This window comes from Pseudomonas sp. ADAK21, assembly GCF_012935735.1.
GTDB lineage: Bacteria > Pseudomonadota > Gammaproteobacteria > Pseudomonadales > Pseudomonadaceae > Aquipseudomonas > Aquipseudomonas proteolytica.
The window spans coordinates 3,442,117-3,466,886 of record NZ_CP052857.1 but is presented as its reverse complement, the minus strand read 5'-3'; the positions used below and the strand labels follow the sequence as shown (position 1 = coordinate 3,466,886).

At 59.5% G+C, this 24,770-nt stretch carries 25 protein-coding genes; 18 read left to right on the top strand and 7 right to left on the bottom strand.

Annotation, left to right across the window (positions count from 1 at the left end; all coding sequences use genetic code 11):
* Positions 1-91: 91 nt before the first annotated feature.
* From HKK57_RS15670 to HKK57_RS15640, 7 genes are all read left to right on the top strand, one after another.
* A complete protein-coding gene (locus tag HKK57_RS15670; RefSeq protein ID WP_070994789.1) occupies positions 92-643 on the top strand; it encodes an Rnf-Nqr domain containing protein in 552 nt (183 codons plus the stop codon).
* Entirely contained in the window at positions 640-1,848 is a 1,209-nt protein-coding gene (gene rsxB, locus HKK57_RS15665; RefSeq protein ID WP_169390391.1) for an electron transport complex subunit RsxB, read from the top strand. Before HKK57_RS15670 ends, rsxB begins: the two co-directional genes overlap by 4 nt.
* A complete protein-coding gene (locus HKK57_RS15660) occupies positions 1,835-2,800 on the top strand; it encodes an RnfABCDGE type electron transport complex subunit D (RefSeq protein WP_169390390.1) in 966 nt (321 codons plus the stop codon). Before rsxB ends, HKK57_RS15660 begins: the two co-directional genes overlap by 14 nt.
* Complete coding sequence (locus HKK57_RS15655; RefSeq protein WP_169390389.1) at positions 2,797-3,402, top strand: RnfABCDGE type electron transport complex subunit G; 606 nt, start codon at positions 2,797-2,799, stop codon at positions 3,400-3,402. The genes HKK57_RS15660 and HKK57_RS15655 overlap by 4 nt, the downstream gene beginning before the upstream one ends.
* Positions 3,395-3,898 (top strand): Rnf-Nqr domain containing protein, encoded by a 504-nt coding sequence (locus tag HKK57_RS15650; protein WP_070994785.1) that lies wholly within the window; start codon positions 3,395-3,397, stop codon positions 3,896-3,898. The genes HKK57_RS15655 and HKK57_RS15650 overlap by 8 nt, the downstream gene beginning before the upstream one ends.
* A gap of 16 nt (positions 3,899-3,914) precedes the next feature.
* Complete coding sequence (gene nth, locus HKK57_RS15645) at positions 3,915-4,553, top strand: endonuclease III (protein ID WP_029295251.1); 639 nt, start codon at positions 3,915-3,917, stop codon at positions 4,551-4,553.
* Positions 4,554-4,660: 107 nt separating this feature from the next.
* Positions 4,661-4,843, top strand: a complete 183-nt coding sequence (locus tag HKK57_RS15640) for a PA3496 family putative envelope integrity protein (RefSeq protein WP_029295249.1) — start codon at positions 4,661-4,663, stop codon at positions 4,841-4,843.
* 61 nt (positions 4,844-4,904) lie between these two features.
* On the opposite strand, the gene HKK57_RS15635 is transcribed toward HKK57_RS15640, so the two are convergent.
* From HKK57_RS15635 to HKK57_RS15625, 3 genes are all read right to left on the bottom strand, one after another.
* The gene (locus HKK57_RS15635; protein ID WP_029295246.1) at positions 4,905-5,537 is read right to left on the bottom strand and encodes a response regulator transcription factor; all 633 of its coding nucleotides are present in this window, start codon (positions 5,535-5,537) and stop codon (positions 4,905-4,907) included.
* A gap of 623 nt (positions 5,538-6,160) precedes the next feature.
* Complete coding sequence (locus HKK57_RS15630; RefSeq protein WP_029295244.1) at positions 6,161-7,378, bottom strand: argininosuccinate synthase; 1,218 nt, start codon at positions 7,376-7,378, stop codon at positions 6,161-6,163.
* Positions 7,379-7,590: 212 nt separating this feature from the next.
* Complete coding sequence (locus HKK57_RS15625; protein ID WP_070994784.1) at positions 7,591-8,499, bottom strand: flagellar protein MotY; 909 nt, start codon at positions 8,497-8,499, stop codon at positions 7,591-7,593.
* Positions 8,500-8,655: 156 nt separating this feature from the next.
* Here HKK57_RS15625 and pyrC point away from each other — a divergent pair, with 156 nt between their 5' ends.
* Both pyrC and rnt read left to right on the top strand, forming a co-directional pair.
* Positions 8,656-9,702, top strand: a complete 1,047-nt coding sequence (gene pyrC / locus HKK57_RS15620) for a dihydroorotase (protein ID WP_070994783.1) — start codon at positions 8,656-8,658, stop codon at positions 9,700-9,702.
* Positions 9,699-10,370, top strand: a complete 672-nt coding sequence (gene rnt / locus HKK57_RS15615; protein WP_029295237.1) for a ribonuclease T — start codon at positions 9,699-9,701, stop codon at positions 10,368-10,370. The genes pyrC and rnt overlap by 4 nt, the downstream gene beginning before the upstream one ends.
* 70 nt (positions 10,371-10,440) lie before the next feature.
* Here the strand turns inward: rnt and HKK57_RS15610 are convergent, their stop codons facing one another.
* Entirely contained in the window at positions 10,441-11,043 is a 603-nt protein-coding gene (locus HKK57_RS15610; protein ID WP_003172097.1) for a peroxiredoxin, read from the bottom strand.
* Positions 11,044-11,278: 235 nt separating this feature from the next.
* On the opposite strand from HKK57_RS15610, the gene HKK57_RS15605 reads away from it, so the two are divergent.
* Together HKK57_RS15605 and bfr are read left to right on the top strand one after the other, a co-directional pair.
* Positions 11,279-11,497: a bacterioferritin-associated ferredoxin gene (locus HKK57_RS15605; protein WP_038442994.1), complete on the top strand. Its 219-nt coding sequence runs from the start codon at positions 11,279-11,281 to the stop codon at positions 11,495-11,497.
* Between the two features lie 201 nt (positions 11,498-11,698).
* Positions 11,699-12,169: a bacterioferritin gene (bfr, locus tag HKK57_RS15600; RefSeq protein WP_038442996.1), complete on the top strand. Its 471-nt coding sequence runs from the start codon at positions 11,699-11,701 to the stop codon at positions 12,167-12,169.
* A gap of 166 nt (positions 12,170-12,335) precedes the next feature.
* Here bfr and grxD read toward each other — a convergent pair whose 3' ends face one another.
* Positions 12,336-12,674: a Grx4 family monothiol glutaredoxin gene (grxD, locus tag HKK57_RS15595; protein WP_029295186.1), complete on the bottom strand. Its 339-nt coding sequence runs from the start codon at positions 12,672-12,674 to the stop codon at positions 12,336-12,338.
* A gap of 103 nt (positions 12,675-12,777) precedes the next feature.
* A complete protein-coding gene (locus HKK57_RS15590; protein ID WP_169390388.1) occupies positions 12,778-14,886 on the bottom strand; it encodes a molybdopterin oxidoreductase family protein in 2,109 nt (702 codons plus the stop codon).
* A gap of 435 nt (positions 14,887-15,321) precedes the next feature.
* On the opposite strand from HKK57_RS15590, the gene argF reads away from it, so the two are divergent.
* Entirely contained in the window at positions 15,322-16,242 is a 921-nt protein-coding gene (argF, locus tag HKK57_RS15585; protein ID WP_029295181.1) for an ornithine carbamoyltransferase, read from the top strand.
* Positions 16,239-17,348 (top strand): ABC transporter ATP-binding protein, encoded by a 1,110-nt coding sequence (locus tag HKK57_RS15580; RefSeq protein ID WP_029295179.1) that lies wholly within the window; start codon positions 16,239-16,241, stop codon positions 17,346-17,348. The genes argF and HKK57_RS15580 overlap by 4 nt, the downstream gene beginning before the upstream one ends.
* Positions 17,349-17,507: 159 nt before the next feature.
* Here HKK57_RS15580 and ybaK read toward each other — a convergent pair whose 3' ends face one another.
* A complete protein-coding gene (gene ybaK, locus HKK57_RS15575) occupies positions 17,508-17,978 on the bottom strand; it encodes a Cys-tRNA(Pro) deacylase (protein WP_029295178.1) in 471 nt (156 codons plus the stop codon).
* A gap of 371 nt (positions 17,979-18,349) precedes the next feature.
* Here ybaK and HKK57_RS15570 point away from each other — a divergent pair, with 371 nt between their 5' ends.
* From HKK57_RS15570 to HKK57_RS15550, 5 genes are all read left to right on the top strand, one after another.
* Complete coding sequence (locus HKK57_RS15570; protein WP_029295174.1) at positions 18,350-19,204, top strand: MIP/aquaporin family protein; 855 nt, start codon at positions 18,350-18,352, stop codon at positions 19,202-19,204.
* A 78-nt stretch (positions 19,205-19,282) separates the two neighbouring features.
* Positions 19,283-20,788, top strand: a complete 1,506-nt coding sequence (gene glpK, locus HKK57_RS15565) for a glycerol kinase GlpK (RefSeq protein WP_070994780.1) — start codon at positions 19,283-19,285, stop codon at positions 20,786-20,788.
* Between the two features lie 97 nt (positions 20,789-20,885).
* Entirely contained in the window at positions 20,886-21,641 is a 756-nt protein-coding gene (locus HKK57_RS15560) for a DeoR/GlpR family transcriptional regulator (protein ID WP_029295172.1), read from the top strand.
* A 292-nt stretch (positions 21,642-21,933) separates the two neighbouring features.
* The gene (glpD, locus tag HKK57_RS15555; protein WP_070994779.1) at positions 21,934-23,472 is read left to right on the top strand and encodes a glycerol-3-phosphate dehydrogenase; all 1,539 of its coding nucleotides are present in this window, start codon (positions 21,934-21,936) and stop codon (positions 23,470-23,472) included.
* 317 nt (positions 23,473-23,789) lie between these two features.
* The gene (locus HKK57_RS15550) at positions 23,790-24,722 is read left to right on the top strand and encodes a glutamate/aspartate ABC transporter substrate-binding protein (RefSeq protein WP_169390387.1); all 933 of its coding nucleotides are present in this window, start codon (positions 23,790-23,792) and stop codon (positions 24,720-24,722) included.
* Positions 24,723-24,770 lie beyond the last annotated feature (48 nt).

The window sequence follows — 24,770 nt, the reverse complement described above, 5'->3', positions numbered from 1 at the left end:
TCGCGGTATTGGCCGCGACAGGGCGGTTTGCGCTAGTACCCTCTTCCTGCTTGCCGGATAATCAGGCCCTGTTTGCTTAACCGGCTCGACCATGACCGAACTGCTTGTCGCCCTTCTCAGCGCCGCCCTGATCAGCCATTACCTGCTGCGTCTGACGCTGCCCGGTGATCCACAGCTGGAGCGGCGGCGGGTGCATGCCCTGGGGTTGGCGACCACGTTGTTGGTCGCATTCAGCGGCCTATCGGCCTGCCTTCTGGATAAATTTGTATTACAACCCTTGGCGCTGGGCGCGTTATGGCTGTTTGCTTATGTACCCGTGGTGATTCTATTGAGTCAGCCGTTGCTGAATGCGCTTGCCCGCCGCGTGCCCGCACTGCCCTTCGATGGGTTATGGGTGCCGCTGCTGGCTAGCACCGGCGTGCTCAGCGTGGCCCTCCTGGGCCCGGGCAACGCAGGCGAGCTGATCTATAGCCTGGGCATCGGCCCCGCGTTCTGGCTGGTCCTCAGCCTGTTCAACGACCTGCGCCAGCGAATAGACGAAAACGATATCCCCAGGCCCTTCAAAGGCCTGCCCGTGGACCTGCTGAGTGCCGGGCTGCTGGCGGTGGCGTTCCTGGGCTTAAACGCAATGATCAAACCATGAGCCTGATTGAACGTATCGATGCCCTGCTGCCCCAGACCCAATGCGGCAAATGCGGGCACCCGGGTTGCAGACCCTACGCCGAGGGTATCGCCCAGGGCGAAGCCATCAACAAGTGCCCCCCGGGCGGCACCGAGACCATTGCCGAGCTGGCCCAGTTGCTGAGCTTGCCCCCCTTGGATCTGGACAGCGCCCGTGGCGAAGCCCCCGCGCAGGTTGCCTTCATCCGCGAGGCCGAGTGCATCGGCTGCACCAAGTGCATCCAGGCCTGCCCGGTGGATGCGATTGTCGGCGCGGCCAAGCTGATGCACACCGTTATCGTGGATGAATGCACCGGCTGTGACCTGTGTGTCGCGCCTTGCCCGGTGGATTGCATCGACATGCTGCCACTGCCCCAGGCCACGGTACTGCCGATTGTCGCGGGCTATGCCACTACGGCCGAGGAGCGCCAGGCGCGGGCGACCAAGCGTGATCGCGCCCGGCGTCGCTTCGAGCAGCGCAATGCACGGCTGCAACGCGAGGACGCGCACAAGCTGGCCGAACGCCTGGCCCGCAACCAACGCCCGGCCCCCAGCGAAGCGATCAATAGCAATCCGCTACAGGCCGCCATCGAACGCGTGCGTGCGCAAAAAGCCGCAGACATCGACGCAGCGCTTAAAAAAGCCAAGATCAACCTGGCCATGAGCCGGGCCCAACTGCACAAATCCTTGAAAGCCTTTGGCCATCCGCCGACCTTTGAGCAGCAGTCGCAATTGATCATCCTGCAGCAGCAATTTGAGTACGCCGAGCAGGCATTGATCGCGCTTCAAGCAAACGCCCCAGCGGTGGCGCCTCCCAAGGCCAGCAAAGATCCTGGGCTCAAGCAGGCAAAAATCCAGCTGGCCATGCGCCGCGCCGCGCTGAAAAAAGCCCAGGACACCCTTGCCGATGCCGAGCAACTGGCCACGCTGGCTGCAGCCCTGACCGCCGCCGAACAGGCCTTGCATGCCGCCGAAGAAACCTCCGAGCAGCCCCGGCCTGACCTGCAACGTGTCGAGAAGCGGCCCATCGACAGCCAGCTTCGCCAGTTGAAGACGGCGCTGGCCTATGCCCGCGCCGACCTGAGCAAACTCGAGCGCCAACCTGCCAGCAGTACAACCGAGTTGACGAACGCCAGGCAGCGCCTGGATGACGCCCAGCGCTTGGTGGATGAACATGTCGGCGCCTGACGTTATCGAGCGCCAGCAACAGGCCATGCAGCGCCTGTTAATGGCGGCAACGCCTGGCTTGCTGGTGCTGTTCTGGCTATATGGCTGGGGCGTGTCGATCAATCTGTTGCTGGCCGGCACCTGCGCATGGGCAGTCGAAGCCGGGGTGCGCCGGTTGCGCGGTCAGGGTCCCAACGACCTGAGCGGCCTGGTCAGCGCGACGCTGCTGGCCCTCGCGCTGCCCCCTTATTGCCCGTGGTGGTTATGCCTGGGCGCCGTCAGCAGTGGATTGCTGTTGGGCAAACACCTGTATGGCGGCAAACAGAACCCCTTCAACCCGGCCATGCTCGGTTATGCGCTGATGCTGCTGGCTTTCCCCCAACCGATGACCCATTGGCCGGCGTCCCATGGCTTCGACCTGCTGGCCGGCCTGCAACAGGTGTTCGGCCTGCACGGCGAGACCGCCGATGCCTGGGCCCGAGCCACGGCGCTGGACGCTTTGCGCATCAACAACAGCCTGACCATCGATGAGCTGTTTGCCCGCCACCCGGCCTTCGGCCAAATCGCCGGTAAAGGCAGCGAGTGGGTGAACCTGGCGTTTCTCGCGGGCGGCCTCTTTTTGCTGCAGCAACGGGTCTTCAGTTGGCATGCGCCGGTGGGCATGCTTGCCAGCCTGTTTGTTATCAGCTTGCTGTGCTGGAACGGCTCCGGGTCCGACTCCCACGGCTCGCCGCTGTTTCATCTGTTGACCGGGGCCACCATGCTCGGGGCCTTCTTTATCATCACCGAGCCCGTGTCGGGTGCGAAAAGTGCGCGGGCGCGCCTGCTGTTTGGCGTGGGCGTGGGAGTGCTGACCTATCTGATCCGCACCTGGGGCAGTTACCCGGATGGCCTGGCGTTTGCGGTGCTGATGATGAACCTGGCGGTGCCGGCACTTGAGCGCTGGACGCGGCCGCAGGCGGTGAAGGCATGAAGCGCACGTCTCAAGCCCTGATCGTGCTGCTGATCACCATCGGCGTGGCGGGCCTGACGATAGGCCTGCAACAGCTGACCGCCAAGCCGATTGCCGCGCAGCTGCGTGAAATGCACAGTCGGGCGCTGTTGGATGTGCTGCCCGTCAGCAGCTATGACAATCAACCGCTGGAGCAGCCTTTAGGCATCACCTCGGGAATGCTGGACAACAGTCAACTGCTGGGTGGTTACCGCGCGACCTTGGCCGGCACCCCCAGTGCGGTGGTGCTGCGCTCGCAGGTCGATGGATACGGTGGGCGCATCGATTTGCTGATTGCCATCGACCACAACGCCAAGCTGCTCGGGGTAAAGACCCTGGAGCACAGAGAAACGCCGAGCCTGGGCGGGCACATTGGCGAGCCTGGTAATGCGTGGCTGGCCTCATTCAAGGGCCTGTCGCGGGAAAACCCACAGGTTTGGGCGCTGAAGAAAGACAGCGGCCAGTTTGACCAGATGGCCGGTGCGACTATTACCTCCCGCGCGGTGATCAACGCAATCCATGATGCCTTGCGTTACTTTGACGAGCATCGTCAGGCGCTGCTGGAGACCACCAGCCATGACTAAGCCATTCGCCCTCGGCAGCCTGTTGCTGCTGCCTGCGCTGCTGGGTGTCAGCGCTACGCTGGCGAGCGCTGTGGCCTTCTGGGCTCTGTGGGTAACGATCTTGACGTTGCATGGCTGCAGCTGCGGCTGGGTACGCAACCACCTCAGTGGCAACTGGCGGCTGGCTGCCAATGTGTTGCTGGCCACCACCTGGGTCAGTTGCGCGCATTTAGTGGCGCAAGCCCTGGCCTTAGGCCCGTCTACCCCCGTGGGGGCATACCTGGCGCTGATCGGTATGCAATGCGTACTGCTTGAGCATGAGGGTTTGTTCGCCACCGACCGGCGCAGGGCGCGGCTCCAACTGTTCGCCGTAGCCGCCGGGTTGCTGCTCGCTCTCGCCCTATTGCGTTTTTTACTCGGCAACAGCATCGCCATCCTTGCCCCTACAGGGTTTATCCTGCTCGGGTTACTGCTTGCCGGGTGGCAAGCCTGGACCCAACGCCGCACACCTCTTTGAAGGAACAGCTCGCCCCATGAATGCCGCAAAACGCCTGGAGATCTTTCGCCGGTTTCACGAGGACAACCCGGAGCCCAAGACCGAACTGGCCTACTCGTCGCCGTTCGAGTTGCTGATTGCCGTGATCCTGTCTGCGCAATCGACGGACGTGGGCGTTAACAAGGCCACGGCCAAGCTGTTCCCGGTCGCCAACACCCCGGCCGCGATCCACGCCCTGGGGGTTGAAGGGTTGTCGCAGTACATCAAGACCATTGGCCTTTACAACAGCAAGGCGAAAAACGTCATTGAAACCTGCCGGTTGCTGGTCGAGTTGCATGGTGGAGAAGTGCCAGAAACCCGAGAAGCACTCGAGGCACTGCCCGGCGTAGGCCGCAAGACCGCCAATGTGGTGCTCAATACTGCATTTCGCCAATTGACCATGGCGGTGGACACCCACATTTTCCGCGTCAGCAACCGCACCGGAATCGCTCCGGGCAAGAATGTGGTGGAAGTGGAGAAGCAACTGATGAAGTTTGTACCCAAACCTTACCTGCTCGACTCACACCATTGGTTGATCCTGCACGGTCGTTATGTGTGCCAGGCCCGCAAGCCGCGCTGTGGCAGCTGTCGCATCGAAGATTTGTGTGAATACAAGGAAAAGACGTCGGACGATTGAGCAATCATTGCTTTTATTGATCAGTCGATTGAAAAAATCTTTTTTACCCGGTGCAAGATTGTCGATATAAGGAGCCCCAACGGCAGTCTTAGCCTGGAGTTAACCTTATGAGCACTGGCAAAGAACAACTGGATGTAGAAGATGACTTTGTGGCCACCGACGCCGACGAGGCAGCCGAGGCACCTGTAGAAGTTGCCAAGACCAATTTGAGCAAACGCCGCACCATCGACAACCTTCTGGAAGAGCGACGCTTGCAAAAACAGTTGGCCGAATACGATTTCGATCTCTAGCCAAGCGATCACACAGAAGCCTCCGCCATGGAGGCTTTTCCTGCCTGTTGCTCCCTGCTTCTTAAACCAGGCCGTTACGCTGAGCGAGCTCGATCAGGTCCACCAGGGACCGGGCGTTGAGCTTGAGCAGCAAGCGAGTCTTGTACGTGCTCACCGTCTTGTTGCTGAGGAACATCCCATCAGCGATCTCCTTGTTGGTCTTTCCCTGGGCCAATTGCTGCAACACCATCATCTCCCGGCCTGAGAGCCGCTCGACCATATCGGCTTCACTGGTGTTGCCCTGTGTGGAGCGCACCGAGTTGAGTGCCTGGTTGGGGAAGTAGCTGTAGCCAGACAGCACCGCCTTGATCGCGCTCAGCAACTCGGTGAGGTCCTGCTGCTTGCACACGTAGCCCGCTGCGCCGGCCTGCATGCAGCGCATGGAAAAGTGGCCGGGCGCCTGTGACGTCAGCACCAGTACCTTGAACGGTTGCACCTGTTTTGTGGAAGACAGGCGACAAATAACTTCCAGGCCGTCAAGTTTGGGGATTCCAATATCCAGGATGACAATATCCGGCATATGCTCCCGTGCTAGTTGCAACGCGTCGACTCCGTTATCGGTCTCTGCAACGACCTCATAACCATGACGTTCCATTAGCATGCGTACAGCAAGACGAATGACGGGATGATCATCCACGATCAGCACTTTATTCATGGGCAAGTCCAATTTCGCTGTTCGAATTATTCAGAACCAGCACAATAGCCTAGTCGTTTCGTCCTTGGCATAGCACTCCCCCCCAAGTAACGACAAGCAGAGACCCAACCCACAAAGTTATGAGAATAGGACTACAAAAAAACGCCTATATGGATGTGTCGGTTTTTGTTCAGCCTTTCAGAACTTTCCGCGGCCAAACATATCTTGAGCAAAAAAAGCCCCCGGCGCCCCGGAAAAGTAAACGGGACGCACGCCAATCACAGCAAATACCTATTGCACGGCCCGCTTGTGCGGGCGCCGCAGCCGCCTAAGGCATTTCAAAAAAGTTCCCTTGTGCAATAGCTACTGACAATACCTGGAATTATCTGACAGATATTTCCACAAACTAAATAAAACACCCCGTCCGCCCTACTAAACAACCGAATGGATTTAAACACAATTAACACCACGCACCGGGCGGACCAACTTTCAGATACAAAATCCAAGCGCAAAAATACTAAGAAACACCGCAAGCCTCACTCTCGAGTGACAACATTAAACATCAATAAACACTCACCCTAATTCGAGGCAAAAAAAAATGGCCCCTCTTACCGAGGGACCATTTTTATGAGGCTTCAGATACTTCAGAACAACTTGCGGCCTTTGTTCGCCGCAATGCGCATGCGCAGTGCATTGAGCTTGATGAAACCCGCAGCGTCAGCCTGATTGTAAGCACCGCCATCTTCTTCAAACGTGGCGATATTGGCATCGAACAGCGACTCATCGGACTTGCGACCGGTAACGATCACATTGCCCTTGTACAGTTTCAGGCGCACAACACCGTTCACATGGACCTGGGAAGCGTCGATCATCTGTTGCAGCATCAGGCGCTCAGGGCTCCACCAGTAACCGGTGTAGATCAGGCTGGCGTACTTGGGCATCAGCTCATCTTTGAGGTGTGCCACTTCGCGGTCCAGGGTGATGGACTCGATGGCGCGGTGAGCGCGCAGCATGATGGTGCCACCTGGGGTTTCGTAGCAGCCACGGGACTTCATGCCCACATAACGGTTCTCTACGATATCCAGACGACCAATACCGTGCTCGCCACCGATACGGTTCAGGGTCGCCAGTACGGTGGCCGGGGTCATTTCGACGCCGTCCAGCGCGACGATATCGCCGTTGCGATAGGTCAGTTCAAGGTACTGCGGCTTATCGGGAGCGTTCTCCGGGGAGACGGTCCACTTCCACATGTCTTCTTCGTGCTCGGTCCAGGTGTCTTCCAGCACGCCGCCTTCATAAGAGATATGCAGCAGGTTGGCGTCCATCGAGTACGGGGACTTCTTCTTACCGTGGCGCTCGATCGGGATGGCGTGCTTTTCAGCGTAATCCATCAGTTTTTCGCGGGACAGCAGGTCCCACTCACGCCAAGGGGCAATCACTTTTACGCCGGGTTTCAAGGCATAGGCGCCCAGTTCGAAACGCACCTGGTCGTTGCCCTTGCCGGTGGCGCCATGGGAAATGGCGTCAGCGCCAGTTTCGTTGGCGATTTCGATCAGGCGCTTGGCGATCAGCGGACGTGCGATGGAAGTACCCAGCAGGTACTCGCCTTCGTAGACGGTGTTGGCGCGAAACATCGGGAAAACGAAATCGCGGACGAATTCTTCGCGCAGGTCGTCAATGTAGATCTCTTTGACGCCCATGGCTTGCGCCTTGGCTCGTGCAGGTTCGACCTCTTCGCCCTGACCCAGGTCAGCGGTAAAGGTCACCACTTCACAGTTATAAGTATCCTGCAGCCACTTGAGGATCACCGAAGTGTCCAGGCCGCCGGAATACGCGAGAACGACCTTGTTTACGTCGGCCATGCCATCACTCCACGGGGTTTTACGGAAAGGCGTCGATTCTACCGATCAAAACCGTGAAATTACAGGGGCGCGACAGCAAATGAAGATAAAGCGACAGATTATGTCGGGCGAGCGACGAATGGCCGCACCTCAAAACGCCTTAGCCGTGGGCATCAGATGCCCAGCGTCATCGCTGACGGCCAACGCTGGCAGCCAGCTCCCACAGAGGAATATCAGGAGGTCGCTGCCGCATTCGCCGGGGCCGTGGCCTGGGGGGCCGGTTTTTCGGGGGCCGGTACGCGATCGAGGTGGATATTGACCCGCCGGTTCTTCGCCCGGTTGGCCGGATTGGTATTGGGTACCAACGGATAACGTTCACCATGGAAGCGCAGGACAATCTGCGACTCGGGGATGCCGTTGGCCTTGAAGAAGTCCATCACCGCCAAGCCCCGGCGCCGGGACAGGTCGCGATTGGTCAGGCGGTTGCCGCTGTTGTCCGAGTGGCCGTCCAGTTCGATATGGTTGACCGTAGGGTCGGCCTTGATGAATTCGAGCATCACCATCAGCTTGGCCTTGGCTGCCGGGTCCAGATCGATACCCCCGCCCGGAAAACCTACTTCCGCCTGCTTGACCTGCTCGAAGTTCATCGGCAGCAACTTCGCGGTACACAACTGGTAGTCGCTATAGGCCTTATTGAATCGCACCGGCAGCAGGCGGATTTCCGAATAACCGCCGTCCCGGGAATAGTGGCGCACGGTGGGGCTGCGGCCATCCAGCAAGCCGTTGAACAGGCGTCCGGCCTGGGCCTGGGAGCTGTTGAACAGCACATCGCCGCTGCCCGCACGCACGGCACCGAGGTTGATATCACCGCGCCCCGGCTGCCACGGCGCGGCCGCCGCCAATAGCGTCGCAGAACCAACGCCCAGCGCGCCGTTATAGGCTTTCAGACGAAATGTCGCCTGCTCGCCGGCCCTGCGCACGAACTCCCCCGAACCAAAATCGGCGATCGGCTGGCTCAAGCGGCACTCGAACTTGTCGCCTTCCACCTTCCACTCGATATTCTCCAGGCGCGTCTGGAATGTCAGGGCCATCGCGGGCAGGCTGGCGAACACGCTGAGCAGGGCTAGATATTGCTGGCGCACGGGCGGCTCCACTGGTTTCTACAACACATCAAGGCGTCATACATCGTTAAGGCATACCCAGGGATATCGGTCGCACCCTGCAAAACTTGATAGCGAGTGCCTGCAAGAGTCTTTTCCGGTAGCATTCCCACCAGATTGACCCGCCTGGAATCCCCAATGTCCGACCGCCTGACCCTGCTGCGTCCCGACGACTGGCATATTCATCTTCGCGATGGTGCTGCGTTGCCCCAAACCGTGGCCGATGTTGCGCGCACGTTTGGCCGCGCCATCATCATGCCTAACCTGGTACCTCCGGTGCGTAATGCCGCTGAAGCCGACGCCTATCGCCAGCGCATCCTCGCTGCACGACCGGCCGGTAGCCGCTTCGAACCGTTGATGGTGCTTTACCTTACCGACCGCACCCAGCCCGCCGAAATCCGCGAGGCCAAGGCCAGCGGTTTCGTGCACGCCGCCAAGCTGTACCCGGCCGGCGCAACGACCAACTCCGACTCCGGCGTAACCAGTATCGACAAGATCCTGCCCGCCATCGAAGCCATGGCCGAAGTGGGCATGCCGCTGCTGATCCACGGTGAAGTCACCCGTGGCGATGTGGATGTCTTCGATCGCGAGAAGATCTTCATCGACGAGCACATGCGCCGCGTGGTCGAGCTGTTCCCGACCCTCAAGGTCGTGTTCGAGCACATCACCACCGCAGACGCCGTGCAGTTCGTCACCGAGGCTTCGGCCAACGTCGGCGCAACCATCACCGCGCACCACCTGCTGTACAACCGCAACCACATGCTGGTGGGCGGGATTCGGCCGCACTTCTATTGCCTGCCGATCCTCAAGCGCAACACCCATCAGGTGGCATTGCTCGATGCGGCTACCAGCGGCAGCGCGAAGTTCTTCCTCGGCACCGACTCGGCACCCCACGCCCAGCACGCCAAGGAAGCCGCCTGCGGTTGCGCCGGTTGCTACACCGCCTACGCGGCGATCGAGCTGTACGCCGAGGCCTTCGAATCGCGCAATGCCCTGGACAAACTCGAGGCCTTCGCCAGCCTCAATGGCCCGCGTTTCTATGGCCTGCCGGCGAATACCGACCGTATTACCCTGGTCCGTGAAGACTGGACCGCCCCCACCAGCCTGCCATTTGGCGAGCTGACCGTTATCCCGCTGCGCGCCGGTGAAACACTGCGCTGGCGCCTGCTGGAGGAACACCCGTGAGTGAAGACCATTACGACGACGAACAGGAACACGGTGGCGGCGGTTCGCGTCACCCGATGGCCGAGCGTTTTCGCGGCTATCTGCCGGTCGTTATCGACGTAGAAACCGGCGGTTTCAATTGCGCCACCGATGCACTGCTGGAAATTGCGGCAACCACCATCGGCATGGACGAACAGGGCTTTGTGTATCCAGAACACACCCATTTCTTCCGCGTCGAGCCGTTTGAAGGCGCCAATATCGAAGCAGCAGCCCTGGAGTTCACCGGGATCAAGCTCGACCATCCGTTGCGCATGGCCGTCAGCGAAGAGGCGGCATTGACCGACATCTTCCGTGGCGTGCGCAAGGCCTTGAAGGCCAACGGCTGCAAACGCGCGATCCTGGTCGGCCACAACAGCAGTTTCGACCTGGGCTTCCTCAACGCCGCCGTGGCGCGCCTGGACATGAAACGCAACCCGTTTCACCCGTTCTCCAGCTTTGACACCGCCACCCTGGCTGGCCTGGCTTATGGCCAGACCGTATTGGCCAAGGCATGCCAGGCAGCCGGCATCGACTTCGACGGACGTGAAGCCCACTCGGCTCGCTACGACACCGAGAAGACCGCCGACCTGTTCTGCGGCATCGTCAACCGCTGGAAACAGATGGGCGGCTGGGAAGACTTCAGCGACTGATTGCGTCGCCAAATCCCACTCATAAAAAAACCGGCCTTCTCAGGCCGGTTTTTTTTACCGCAACCCTGGCTTACAGCTTGCCAGCGTTCTCGGTCAGGTAAGCGGCAACGCCTTCTGGCGAAGCGTTCATGCCCTTGTCGCCTTTTTTCCAGTTGGCTGGGCAGACTTCGCCGTGCTCTTCGTGGAATTGCAGAGCGTCGACCAGGCGGATCAGCTCTTCCATGTTACGGCCCAGCGGCAGGTCGTTGATGATCTGCGAGCGCACAACGCCCTTGTCGTCGATCAGGAACGCGCCGCGGAAAGCCACGCCGCCTTCGGACTCAACGTCGTAGGCCTTGGCGATGTCGTGCTTCATGTCGGCAGCCATGGTGTATTTGACTTTGCCGATACCGCCATCATTGATGGCGGTGTTGCGCCAGGCGTTGTGGGTGAAATGGGAGTCGATGGAAACGGCAACCACTTCAACGTTACGCGCCTTGAAATCGTCCATGCGGTGATCCAGGGCGATCAGCTCGGACGGGCAGACGAAGGTGAAGTCCAGCGGGTAGAAGAACACCAGGCCGTATTTGCCTTTGATGGCTTCAGACAGCTTGAAGCTGTCAACGATTTCGCCATTGCCGAGGACGGCTGGTACGTCGAAATCCGGGGCTTGTTTGCCGACGAGTACGCTCATTGGTTATCTCCTGATGGTAATTGAAGTAAATGGACCGCCCTTGAGTCTGCCGCAAATTGACGACAGGCCTGTGACGCGATCACGCTTCGTAAAGACCGACCATCATACCTGAAAAAAGCCGTTCGTCAGTGAGGGCCCCACGGGGGGCAACGGTTTGAGAAAGCACTTTGACAATCATTCTCGTTAACATTAAGATCCATCGCACTTAAGCCTTAAACCGCGATGGTTCTCCCTTATGTATGTCTGCCTCTGCACTGGCGTCACCGACGGACAAATCCGCGAAGCGATCTATGAAGGTTGCTGCAGCTACAAGGAAGTGCGTGAAACCACCGGCGTTGCCAGTCAATGCGGCAAATGTGCCTGCCTTGCCAAGCAAGTGGTACGGGAAACCCTGACAAAACTGCAGGTAGCCCAGGCCGCGATCCCCTACTCGGCAGAATTTACACACGCCTGAAACAGCCTATTTTAAAGAACCGGACTTAGTGTCCGGTTTTTTTATGCCTGTAATTCAAATAGTTAGGCCCAAGACGCGGAACACAAACATTCTTATTCCGATTAATTTTCATTTATTATTCAATAACTTAGGTTTGACACTAGTAATCGTGCAGCTCAAACTCCGCCCTATATACAGCGAACACAGGGCAGGACCCCAATCATGAAAGGCGACATCTCAGTCATCCAGCAACTCAACAAAATCCTTGCCAATGAACTGGTCGCGATCAATCAGTACTTCCTGCATGCACGCATGTATGACGACTGGGGCCTGGAAAAACTCGGCAAGCGTGAGTACAAGGAATCGATCAAGGCCATGAAGGACGCAGACGCGCTGATCAAGCGCATCCTGTTCCTCGAAGGCCTGCCGAACGTACAGGACCTGGGCAAGCTGAACATCGGCGAGCACACCCTGGAAATGCTCAACAGCGACCTGGGTTTCGAGCGCAAGAGCCATGCCGACCTCAAGGCCGCCATCGCCCACTGCGAGACCAAGGGCGACTTCGGCAGCCGTGAGCTGCTGGAAGATATCCTGGAAGACCAGGAAGAACATATCGACTGGCTGGAAACCCAAGTTGGCCTGATCGACAAAGTGACCCTGGAGAACTACCTGCAATCGCAGATGGGTGAGTAATCTCTAATTATTGTAGGAGCGAGCTTGCTCGCGAAAAGCGTGAAGGCGCCGCGTTCATTCAGAATGCTCGCGCTATCGTTAACGTCCTTCGCGAGCAAGCTCGCTCCTACAGGTACAAAAAAGCCCCGCTCTCGAATGAGAAGCGGGGCTTTTTATTGTGCGCCAATTACGCTTCGGTCTTGGCAGCCGCTTTTTCAGCAGCCTCCTTGATCAGCGCCTGCAACGAACCATCAGCCGCCATTTCGGTGATGATATCGCTACCGCCGACCAGCTCACCGGCCACCCACAGTTGTGGGAACGTTGGCCAATTGGCGTACTTCGGCAGGTTGGCGCGGATTTCCGGGTTTTGCAGGATATCCACGTAAGCGAACTTTTCACCACACTGCATGACAGCCTGGGAAGCCTTCGCGGAGAAGCCACACTGCGGGGCATTCGGGGCGCCCTTCATGTAAAGCAGAATGGTGTTGTTGGCAATCTGCTCTTTAATCGTTTCGATGATATCCATGGAACACCTCGGCTGGAACTTTGCGACTCACAGGTCGGCACGGTGGCGCATTGTAACGCAAAATCCCAGCGTGGTGCTCGGGCTCCCCGACAGACTCACTGCGTCACGCCGCCGCGACCTGCACCGGCACGCCATTCAATGCCGCATTGCCCGACAACTCATCCAACTGCCGTTCATCCGTCAGGTCATTGGCACTCGCCCCAGGCTGGGCACTGGCGATGTTCATATGTACACCCGGGCGGTCATGGCCCCAACCGTGGGGCAGGCTGACCACGCCGGGCATCATTTCCAGGCTGGCCAACACCTGTACTTCGATCATGCCGATCCGCGAACTGACCCGCACCCGCTGCCCGTCACTCAGTTGGCGACGGGCAAGGTCATCGGGGTGCATCAGCAATTGATGGCGGGGTTTGCCCTTCACCAGCCGGTGATAATTATGCATCCACGAATTATTGCTGCGTACATGCCGGCGGCCGATCAACAGTAACTCGTCGACCTTGGGCAGCGGCAACGCCGCAAACCGCGCCAGGTCCGCCAGGATCACCGGCGGCGCCGCCTGGACCCGGCCATTGGCAGTTTTCAAGCGCCCCGCCAGATTGGCCTTCAGGGGCCCCAGGTCCAGACCATGGGGATGATCGGCCAGCATGGCCACCGACAGCTTGTGCGGGGAGGCGTCACCATAGGCGCCCGCCCGCAAGCCAAAATCAATCATCTGCGCCGGCGCCATCGTGGGCTTGAGCGGGCTGCCGGTACGGGCCGCAAACGCCTGGGCCAAGCCGACGAAAATCTCCCAATCGTGCAACGCCCCCTCGGGCTTGGGCAGAATCGCCCGGTTGAAGCGGGTGACGTTACGCACCGCAAACATATTGAACGTGGTGTCGTAATGATCGTTTTCCAGGGCCGAAGTCGATGGCAGGATCAGGTCGGCATAACGGGTGGTTTCATTGATATACAGGTCGACGCTGACCATAAACTCCAGACCATCCAGCGCCTGCTCCAGTTGCCGACCGTTCGGCGTGGACAACACCGGATTGCCAGCCACTGTGACCAGCGCGCGGATCTGCCCTTCGCCCGCGGTAAGCATTTCTTCAGCCAGGGCCGACACGGGCAACTCGCCGCTGTATTCGGGACGCCCGGACACCCGACTCTGCCACCGATTGAAGTGCCCGCCGGATGTGGCCGCCACCAGGTCCACCGCAGGCTCGGTGCACAAGGCGCCACCTACCCGATCCAGATTGCCCGTGACCAGGTTGATCAACTGCACCAGCCAGTGGCACAAGGTGCCAAATGCCTGGGTCGATACCCCCATACGCCCGTAGCAGACGGCCTTGTCTGCGGCCGCAAAATCCCGCGCCAACTGGCGAATCTGCTCGGCCGGCACCGCGCATTGAGCGCTCATGGCTTCGGCGGTAAAGCCCGCGATGGCGCGGCGCACCTCGTCCAGTCCGTCCACCGGCAAGTGGCTGTCACGGGTCAGGTGTTCGGCGAACAATGTGTTGAGCAGCCCGAACAGCAACGCCGCGTCCCCACCGGGGCGCACAAACAGATGCTGGTCGGCCATGGCCGCCGTCTCACTGCGCCGGGGATCGACCACCACCACTTTGCCGCCCCGCGCCTGAATCGCCTTCAGGCGCTTTTCCACGTCCGGCACAGTCATGATGCTGCCATTGGAAGCCAGTGGGTTGCCGCCCAGGATCAGCATGAAGTCGGTCTGGTCGATATCCGGGATGGGCAGCAACAGCCCGTGCCCATACATCAAGTGGCTTGTGAGGTGATGGGGCAGTTGGTCCACCGAGGTCGCGGAAAAGCGATTGCGCGTCTTCAACTGCCCGAGGAAATAGTTGCTGTGGGTCATCAAGCCATAGTTGTGCACGCTGGGATTGCCCTGGTACACCGCCACCGCATTCTGCCCATGCCGCGCCTGGATGCCCGCCAGCCGCTCGGCCACCAGGGCGAAAGCCTCGTCCCAGGGGATCGGCTGCCATTGGCTGCCCACCCGCAGCATCGGCTGGTGCAGGCGATCGGGATCGTTCTGGATATCTTGCAGGGCCACGGCCTTGGGGCAGATATGGCCACGACTGAAGGTGTCCTGGGCGTCACCCTTGATCGAGGTGATGGCAATACTGCCTGCGTCCGAGGTGGTGGTTTCCAGGGTCAGGCCGCAGATCGCTTCGCACAGGTGGCAGGCACGGTGATGGAGAGTCTTGGTCATGGCCAGTCTCTTTATTAGGGCTTTGGCCCGACTATGGGCCGCACCCTCCAGCGACGCCAGCAACGTTCGCCCTGTGAATCAACGGGCATCAGGCCAGGCCATGGGTAAGCATGAGTAAATGTTTCAAAAACCTCCCGCACCGCCCGGGAAACCGTCGCGACCTGGCCCGAGGCCGCCATCACACATTGCAAAAGGTCGCGGCGCCAGTGTACAAATGACCCGCTGCTGTCCGTAAACAGGCCTCAAAAGTGCAATTCCCGCCCCTTTGACCCCCTCTAAAAAACCGTAGCCTATTGGTAAGACGCGACATTTAGTGTCAATATCGCGCCTCCCCCTATTTCGTCGCCCAGTGCGGCTTTCGCCGCAGGTCTCGCCCGTTGTCACAATAAACAAGGCTTTGAGTATCTGCGGTCTGTTGCAAAAAGGTAGTTAATGATGAGCGCAAGGCACTTTCTCTCCCTGATGGATTGCACGCCCGAAGAGCTGGTCAGCGTGATCCGTCGAGGCATTGAGCTTAAAGACCTGCGTAATCGCGGCGTACTGTTCGAGCCTTTGAAAAACCGCGTACTCGGGATGATTTTCGAGAAATCGTCCACCCGTACCCGCCTGTCCTTCGAAGCCGGCATGATCCAGCTCGGCGGCCAAGCCATTTTCCTGTCGCCCCGGGACACCCAACTGGGCCGGGGCGAGCCGATCAGCGATTGCGCCATTGTCATGTCGCGCATGCTCGATGCGGTGATGATCCGTACCTTCGCCCATAGCACCCTCACCGAATTTGCCGCCAACTCGCGGGTGCCGGTGATCAACGGGCTGTCCGATGACCTGCATCCGTGCCAGTTGCTGGCCGATATGCAGACGTTCCTCGAACATCGTGGCTCGATCCAGGGCAAGACCGTGGCCTGGGTCGGCGATGGCAACAATATGTGCAACAGCTATATAGAAGCGGCGATCCAGTTCGACTTCCATCTGCGCATTGCCTGCCCTGAAGGCTACGAGCCCAGCGCCGAATTCCTGGCCAAGGCCGACGCCCGCGTTCAAATCGTGCGCGACCCGAAAGACGCGGTGGTCGGCGCGCACCTGGTGAGCACCGACGTCTGGACCTCCATGGGCCAGGAAGACGAGACCGCCAAGCGCCTGGCCTTGTTCGCACCTTATCAAGTCACCCGTGAATTGCTCGACCTTGCCGCGCCGGATGTGTTGTTCATGCACTGCCTGCCGGCCCATCGCGGCGAAGAAATCAGCCTCGACCTGTTAGACGACCAGCGCTCCGTCGCCTGGGACCAGGCAGAAAACCGCCTGCACGCCCAGAAGGCCCTGCTGGAGTTCCTGGTGCCACCGGCGTATCACCACGCATGAGCCAGCCACTTCTGCTGAACCTGCGCAATCTGGCATGCGGCTATCAGGACCAACGGGTGGTGCAGAACCTCAATCTGCACCTCAATGCCGGGGATATCGGTTGCCTGCTGGGCTCTTCCGGCTGCGGCAAGACCACCACCCTGCGCGCGATTGCCGGGTTTGAGCCGGTGCACGAAGGCGAAATAAACCTGGCCGGCCAAGTGATCTCCAGCGCCGGTTTTACCCTGGCACCGGAGAAACGCCGCATTGGCATGGTGTTCCAGGACTACGCACTGTTTCCACACCTCTGCGTGGCCGACAACATCGGCTTCGGCATTCGCAAACACCCGCAAAAAGACCGCGTGGTGGCTGAATTGCTGGAGTTGGTCAACCTGAAGAACCTGGGCAAGCGCTTCCCCCACGAACTTTCCGGCGGCCAGCAACAGCGTGTGGCCCTGGCCCGTGCGCTGGCACCCGAGCCGCAGTTGCTGCTGCTGGACGAGCCCTTCTCCAACCTTGATGGTGAGCTGCGGCGCAAGCTCAGCCATGAAGTACGGGACATCCTCAAGGCCCGTGGTACCAGTGCGATCCTGGTCACCCATGACCAGGAAGAAGCCTTTGCCGTGAGCGACCACGTGGGTGTGTTCAAGGAAGGCCGGCTGGAACAATGGGATACGCCCTACAACCTCTATCACGAACCGCTGACGCCTTATGTCGCAAGTTTTATTGGCCAGGGTTACTTCATCCGCGGGCAATTGAGTTCACCGGAATCGGTCAGCACCGAACTGGGCGAATTGCGCGGCAATCGTGCCTATACCTGGCCAACTGGCAGTGCGGTGGATGTGTTACTGCGCCCGGATGACGTCGTTTATGCACCCGACAGCACGCTGAAAGCGCAGATCGTCGGCAAGACGTTCCTCGGTGCCTCGACCCTCTACCGCTTGCAGTTGCCGACCGGGGCCCAGTTGGAATCGATTTTCCCCAGCCATGCCGACCATCAGGTGGGTGCGCAGGTGGGAGTCCGCGTGGCGGCCGAGCATCTGGTGCTGTTCCAGGCCTCGGGGAGCACGGCGGCGCAGATTGCGCAGGTGGAGTCAGGTGTGCGGCGCTACAGCACTACCAGTTGAAGAAACCCGATCCAAAATGTGACAGCGCGCTTGTGTGGGCGCCGGGCTTGCTCGCGATGCGGGCGCCTGGGTCTGTCAGTTGCATCAAGGTGATGCTATCGCAGGCAAGCCAGCGCCCACCGAGGCTGGCTCGCACATTCGATCCCGCTGTTCTTGACGTTACGCCCGGCCAATCGGCGCAAATGTCGCCTGGGTGTGCTCTGCCAACACCGCCGCCGCCAACTCCACCTCAAGTCCTCTCCTGCCTGCGCTGACAAATATTGTCGCAAAAGGCTGCGCGCTCACATCGATGAACGTGCGCAAGCGCTTCTTCTGCCCCAACGGGCTGATCCCCCCCAACAAATAACCGGTAGAGCGCTGCGCCGCTGCCGGGTCGGCCATCTCGACTTTCTTCACGCCCGCAGCATGCGCCAGGGCCTTCAAATCCAGACTTCCGACGACCGGCACCACCGCCACCAATAACTCAGCTTTTTCGCTGCTGGCGAGCAAGGTCTTGAACACCCGCGCAGGATCCAGGCTCAATTTTTCCGCGGCCTCCAGGCCATAAGAGGCGGCCTTGGGGTCATGTTCGTAACTGTGGATGCGATGTTCGGCGCGAACTTTTTTCAACAAGTCCAATGCGGGTGTCATTGGGGGCTCCAGGCTTGTGGGAAACGTGGAAAAGCAGACCGCCGATTCTAGGACAAACCCAGGCAAAACGCTCTAGTGCAGGGCACCGTGCGACCAATCCGCGCAGCGCCTGGGCACGCTTGCCGCCCGTTGCGCCAACGTAGTAGCGCGATCATTCATCACACTAATAGTTTGAAAATGACCGACCGTTCACTTTCGACCTTTGACAGCGGTGTTTCTTGTCTATATTTTTTCGTTTCCGAATACTGTAGGAATACACCCACAGTATCCGAGCAGTAAGCCGTGGCCGGGATGGGGATTTTGGTGACGGTGAAAATCGCGCGAGGCCCGTTGAGGCACAGCGCCAGACAAGAAAAAAAACGAGGTTTTCAATGACAACTGCTCTTCAACAGCCTTCACTTTCAAGCCAATGCATGGCCGAGTTCCTCGGCACCGCGCTGCTGATCTTTTTCGGCACCGGCTGCGTCGCTGCGCTCAAGGTCGCGGGTGCCAGCTTCGGCTTGTGGGAGATCAGCATCATCTGGGGGATCGGCGTGAGCATGGCGATCTACCTGAGTGCCGGCATTTCCGGGGCTCATCTCAATCCAGCCGTCAGCATCGCGCTGTGCATCTTTGCCGATTTCGACAAGCGCAAACTGCCCTTCTATATCATCGCCCAGGTTGCCGGCGCCTTCTGTTCGGCTGCATTGGTCTACACGCTCTACAGCAACCTGTTTTTCGATTACGAACAAACTCACCACATGGTTCGTGGCTCGGCGGCCAGCCTGGAACTGGCTTCGGTCTTCTCCACCTACCCTCACGCCCTGCTCAATACCGCCCAGGCGTTCCTGGTGGAGATGGTTATCACCGCCATCCTGATGGGCGTGATCATGGCCCTGACCGACGACAATAACGGCTTGCCCCGCGGCCCCCTGGCGCCACTGCTGATCGGCTTGCTGATCGCGGTGATCGGCAGTGCCATGGGCCCGCTGACCGGGTTTGCGATGAACCCGGCCCGGGATTTCGGCCCCAAGCTGATGACGTTTTTCGCCGGTTGGGGTGAAATGGCCTTCACCGGCGGGCGCGATATTCCTTATTTCCTGATTCCGATCCTTGCACCGATTGTCGGTGCCTGCCTCGGCGCTGCGGCCTATCGCGGGTTGATTGCCCGCCATCTGCCCAACGCTGCACCTGCTACAACTGATGCAGCCGACACCGCCGCGAGCGGCAACACCCGAACTTCCTGAAAGCGGTAGCCTGAGCCCTTCTGCCCTTTGCGGCCCAGGCTACTTACCCACTCCCTTTTTCCGTCCAAGGCAATCGACATGACCGACACACAGAATAAGAACTACATCATTGCCCTCGATCAGGGCACCACCAGTTCCCGGGCGATCATCTTTGATCGTGACGCCAACGTGGTGTGCACCGCCCAACGTGAATTCGTCCAGCATTACCCGCAAGCCGGTTGGGTCGAACATGACCCGATGGAAATCTTCGCCACCCAAAGCGCCGTGATGGTCGAGGCCCTGGCACAGGCCGGCCTGCACCACGATCAGGTGGCCGCCATCGGCATCACCAACCAGCGTGAAACCACGGTGGTCTGGGACAAGATCACCGGCCGCCCGATCTACAACGCCATCGTCTGGCAATGCCGCCGCAGCACCGAGATCTGTCAGCAACTCAAGCGTGACGGCCATGAGCAATACATCAGCGACACCACCGGCCTGGTCACCGACCCGTACTTCTCTGGCACCAAGCTCAAGTGGATCCTCGATAACGTCGAAGGCAGCCGCGAACGCGCGCGCAATGGCGAACTGCTGTTCGGCACCATCGACAGCTGGCTGATCTGGAAGTTTACCGGCGGCAAGACCCACGTCACCGACTACACCAACGCCTCGCGCACCATGCTCTTCAATATCCACACCCTGGAGTGGGACGCGAAGATGCTCGAGGTGCTGGACATCCCGCGCGAGATGCTGCCGGAGGTTAAATCCTCTTCGGAAATCTACGGCCGCACCAAAAGCGGGATTGCCATTGGCGGGATTGCCGGCGACCAGCAAGCGGCGCTGTTCGGCCAGATGTGCGTCGAGCCCGGCCAGGCGAAAAACACCTACGGCACCGGCTGCTTCCTGCTGATGAACACCGGCGACAAGGCGGTCAAATCCAAGCACGGCATGCTCACCACCATCGCTTGCGGCCCACGTGGCGAAGTGGCCTACGCCCTCGAAGGCGCAGTGTTCAACGGCGGCTCCACCGTGCAATGGCTGCGCGACGAGCTGAAGATCATCAACGATGCCCACGACACCGAGTACTTCGCCAACAAGGTCAAGGACAGCAACGGCGTGTACCTGGTGCCAGCGTTCACCGGCCTCGGCGCGCCGTACTGGGACCCCTATGCCCGTGGCGCGCTGTTCGGCCTGACCCGTGGCGTACGTGTCGATCACATCATTCGTGCGGCCCTGGAGTCGATTGCCTACCAGACCCGCGATGTGCTCGACGCCATGCAGCAGGACTCTGGTGAACGCCTCAAATCCCTGCGAGTGGACGGCGGCGCCGTGGCCAACAACTTCTTGATGCAGTTCCAGGCCGACATCCTCGGCACCCAGGTCGAGCGCCCGCAAATGCGCGAGACCACCGCATTGGGCGCGGCCTACCTGGCCGGCCTGGCCTGTGGCTTTTGGGGCAGCCTGGATGAGCTGCGTGGCAAGGCGGTGATCGAGCGCGAATTCGAACCGCAACTGGACGAGCCGGCCAAAGAAAAACTCTACGCCGGCTGGAAAAAAGCCGTCAGCCGCACCCGCGACTGGGAACCCCACGAAGGCGCTGAATAAGCCACGCGCCGGACCCACTTAGGGTTGTAACTGGCAGGGAGCAGATTCCTGCGTCATCATGGGCCACTTTTTTGTACGGCAGCCCAAAGGACGCCCCATGAATCTGCCTCCCCGTCAGCAGCAAATCCTCGAACTGGTCCGCGAACGCGGCTATGTCAGCATCGAGGAAATGGCGCAGCTGTTCGTTGTTACCCCGCAAACCATCCGCCGCGACATCAATCAACTGGCCGAAGCCAACCTGCTGCGCCGCTACCATGGCGGCGCCGCCTATGACTCCAGCGTCGAAAACACCGAGTACGCCATGCGTGCCGACCAGATGCGCGATGAAAAACAGCGTATCGGCGAAGCCATTGCCGCACAGATCCCTGATCACGCCTCGCTATTCATCAACATCGGCACCACCACCGAGTCCATCGCCCGGGCGCTGCTCAACCACAGCCACCTGAAGATCATCACCAACAACCTCAACGTCGCCATGATGCTCAGCGCCAAGGACGACTTCGACGTGCTCCTCACCGGCGGCAATGTGCGCCGTGACGGCGGCGTAGTGGGCCAGGCCAGCGTGGACTTTATCAACCAGTTCAAAGTCGACTTCGCCCTGGTGGGGATCAGCGGTATCGACGAGGACGGCAGCCTGCTGGACTTCGATTACCAGGAAGTGCGGGTTTCCCAGGCGATCATTGCCAATGCGCGCAAGGTGATCCTGGCGGCGGACTCCAGCAAATTCGGGCGCAACGCCATGATTCGCCTGGGCCCGATCAGCTTGATTGATTGCCTGGTTACCGATCAGCAGCCGGTGCCGGCGCTGGTGCAGTTGCTCAACCAGCATAAGATTCGCCTGGAAGTCGTATAAGCCTCCTACTGAATCTCTGGTGCCTGTACTGCCATTATCGCGGGCAAGCCCGCTCCCACATTGGAATGTGATCAACCTGTGGGAGCGGGCTTGCCCGCGATAGCGACCTATAAGGCCACAACTCTCTTGGGCCAACACCAGGCTCAATGTTCACAATTTTTCCTTTTCCGGCCCTTCGATGAGTTTTTTCAATCGAAGGCGACTGGCTGCGCCCGCGTTTATGAGCTACCATTTTCGCAAATGAACATTAATGTTCGAATTCAAATATAAATAAAGATCGCGAGGCCAGCCGATGACCCCCTCCACCTTGCCTGCTCCACCCCTTGCCGAAGTCTATGATGTTGCCGTTATCGGTGGCGGGATCAATGGCGTGGGCATCGCGGCAGATGCAGCCGGTCGCGGCCTGTCGGTATTCCTTTGCGAAAAGGACGACCTGGCCAGCCACACCTCCTCCGCCAGCAGCAAGCTGATCCACGGCGGCCTGCGCTACCTTGAACATTACGAATTCCGCCTGGTGCGCGAAGCCCTGGCCGAACGCGAAGTGCTGCTGGCCAAGGCCCCGCACATCGTCAAGCAGATGCGCTTTGTGCTGCCCCATCGTCCACATCTGCGCCCGGCGTGGATGATCCGCGCTGGCCTGTTTCTGTATGACCACCTCGGCAAGCGCGAAAAACTCGCTGGCTCCAAAAGCCTGAAGTTCGGTGCCGACAGCCCGCTGAAAAGCGAAATCACCAAGGGTTTCGAATACTCCGACTGCTGGGTCGATGACGCACGCCTGGTGGTGCTCAACGCCATGGCCGCCCGGGAAAAAGGGGCACACATCCACACCCAGACCCGTTGCGTCAGCGCCCGTCGCAGCAAGGGCCTGTGGCACCTGCACCTGGAGCGCGCCGATGGCAGCCTGTTCTCGATCCGCGCCAAGGCGCTGGTGAACGCGGCCGGCCCGTGGGTTGCCAAGTTCATCAAGGATGACCTGAAGCTGGATTCGCCCTACGGCATCCGCCTGATCCAGGGCAGCCACCTGATCGTGCCGAAACTGTACGAAGGTGCCCACGCGCACATCCTGCAGAACGAAGACGGGCGCATCGTCTTCACCATTCCGTACCTCAATCACCTGACCATCATCGGTACCACCGACCGTGAGTACACCGGCGATCCAGCGAAAGTGGCGATTACCGAAGGTGAAACGGACTACATGCTCAAGGTGGTCAACGCCCACTTCAAGCAGCAGTTGAGCCGCGACGATATCGTGCACACCTACTCCGGCGTGCGTCCGTTGTGCAACGACGAGTCGGACAACCCGTCGGCCATTACCCGCGACTACACCCTGGCGTTGTCGGGCACAGGTGAAGAAGCGCCGATCCTGTCGGTGTTCGGCGGCAAGCTGACCACCTACCGTAAGCTTGCGGAGTCGGCACTGGCGCAACTGGCCCCCTACTTCCCCCATATCAAGCCAAGCTGGACCGCCAAGGCCAGCCTGCCCGGCGGCGAAGAAATGACCACGCCAGAAGCCCTGGCCACGGACATTCGCAGCAAGTACGAATGGATCCCCAGCGAAATCGCCCGCCGTTGGTCGACCACCTATGGCAGTCGCACCTGGCGCCTGCTCGAAGGCGTGCAATCCTTGGCCGACCTCGGCGAGCATCTGGGTGGCGGGCTGTACACCCGGGAAGTGGACTACCTGTGCGCCGAGGAATGGGCGACCCAGGCCTACGACATTCTATGGCGCCGCACCAAGCTCGGGCTGTTCACCACCCCCGAGGAGCAGGAAAACCTGCAGCGTTACCTGATCAAGCTGGAGCAGAACCGCAGCAAGATCGAAGCAGCATGACTACCCAGCCCCTGCACCGAAAGGTCCAGGGGCTTTTTTTGGCTTGCGCCTCAAGCCGGCCCCTACAAATTCGGTTTTCCGAACGCGTTACTGCCGGCGATTCGGTTTGCCGGACTTAAACACCGGATAAACATCGTCACATAAAGTTAATCACTATATAAATCATATAGTTATATCTTTATTAACAGTCTGGCACGACTCATGCTCTACACTTGGGACGTGTTTGCCTGAGATGCTTCAGGAGCCGTCACAGGCATTCGCTGTATCGAAAGAGCCGTCCAGGCTTCATAAAAAAAACAAATGTCGAGGAAGTATTGATGCGTATCGTTCCCCATATTTTGGGCGCAGCCATCGCTGCCGCTCTGATTAGCACTCCAGTCTTCGCCGCCGAACTGACCGGCACGCTGAAGAAAATCAAAGAGTCGGGCACCATCACACTGGGCCACCGCGACGCCTCCATCCCGTTCTCCTACATCGCGGACGGCTCTGGCAAGCCAGTGGGCTACTCCCACGACATTCAACTGGCCATCGTGAAAGCTGTCGAGAAAGACCTCGGCATGAAGGAAGGCGAGCTGAAGGTCAAATACAACCTGGTCACCTCCCAAACCCGCATCCCGCTGGTGCAGAACGGCACCGTAGACGTTGAGTGTGGCTCCACCACCAACAACGTCGAGCGTCAGCAACAAGTCGACTTCTCCGTTGGCATCTTCGAAATTGGTACCCGTCTGCTGTCCAAAAAGGACTCGACCTACAAGGATTTCGCTGACCTCAAGGGCAAGAACGTCGTAACCACCGCCGGTACCACCTCCGAGCGCATCCTCAAGTCCATGAACGCTGACAAGCAGATGGGCATGAACGTCATCTCCGCCAAGGACCACGGTGAATCCTTCCAGATGCTGGAAAGCGGCCGTGCCGTTGCCTTCATGATGGACGACGCACTGCTGGCCGGTGAAATGGCCAAGGCCAAGAAGCCAAATGACTGGGCTGTAACGGGCACTGCTCAGTCGTACGAAATCTACGGCTGCATGGTTCGCAAAGGCGATGCGCCGTTCAAGAAAGCGGTTGACGATGCAATCGTTGCTACCTTTAAGTCGGGCGAAATCAACAAGATCTATGACACCTGGTTCCAAAAGCCGATCGCACCAAAAGGCCTGAACCTGATGTTCCCGATGAGCGACGAACTCAAGGCCCTGATCGCGAACCCGACCGATAAGGCGGCCGACGACAAAACGGCTGAAAAAAAGTCCTGATTCCGAACTAACCTTATCCCCTGAGGGAGCCAACCCTCCCTCAGGTGT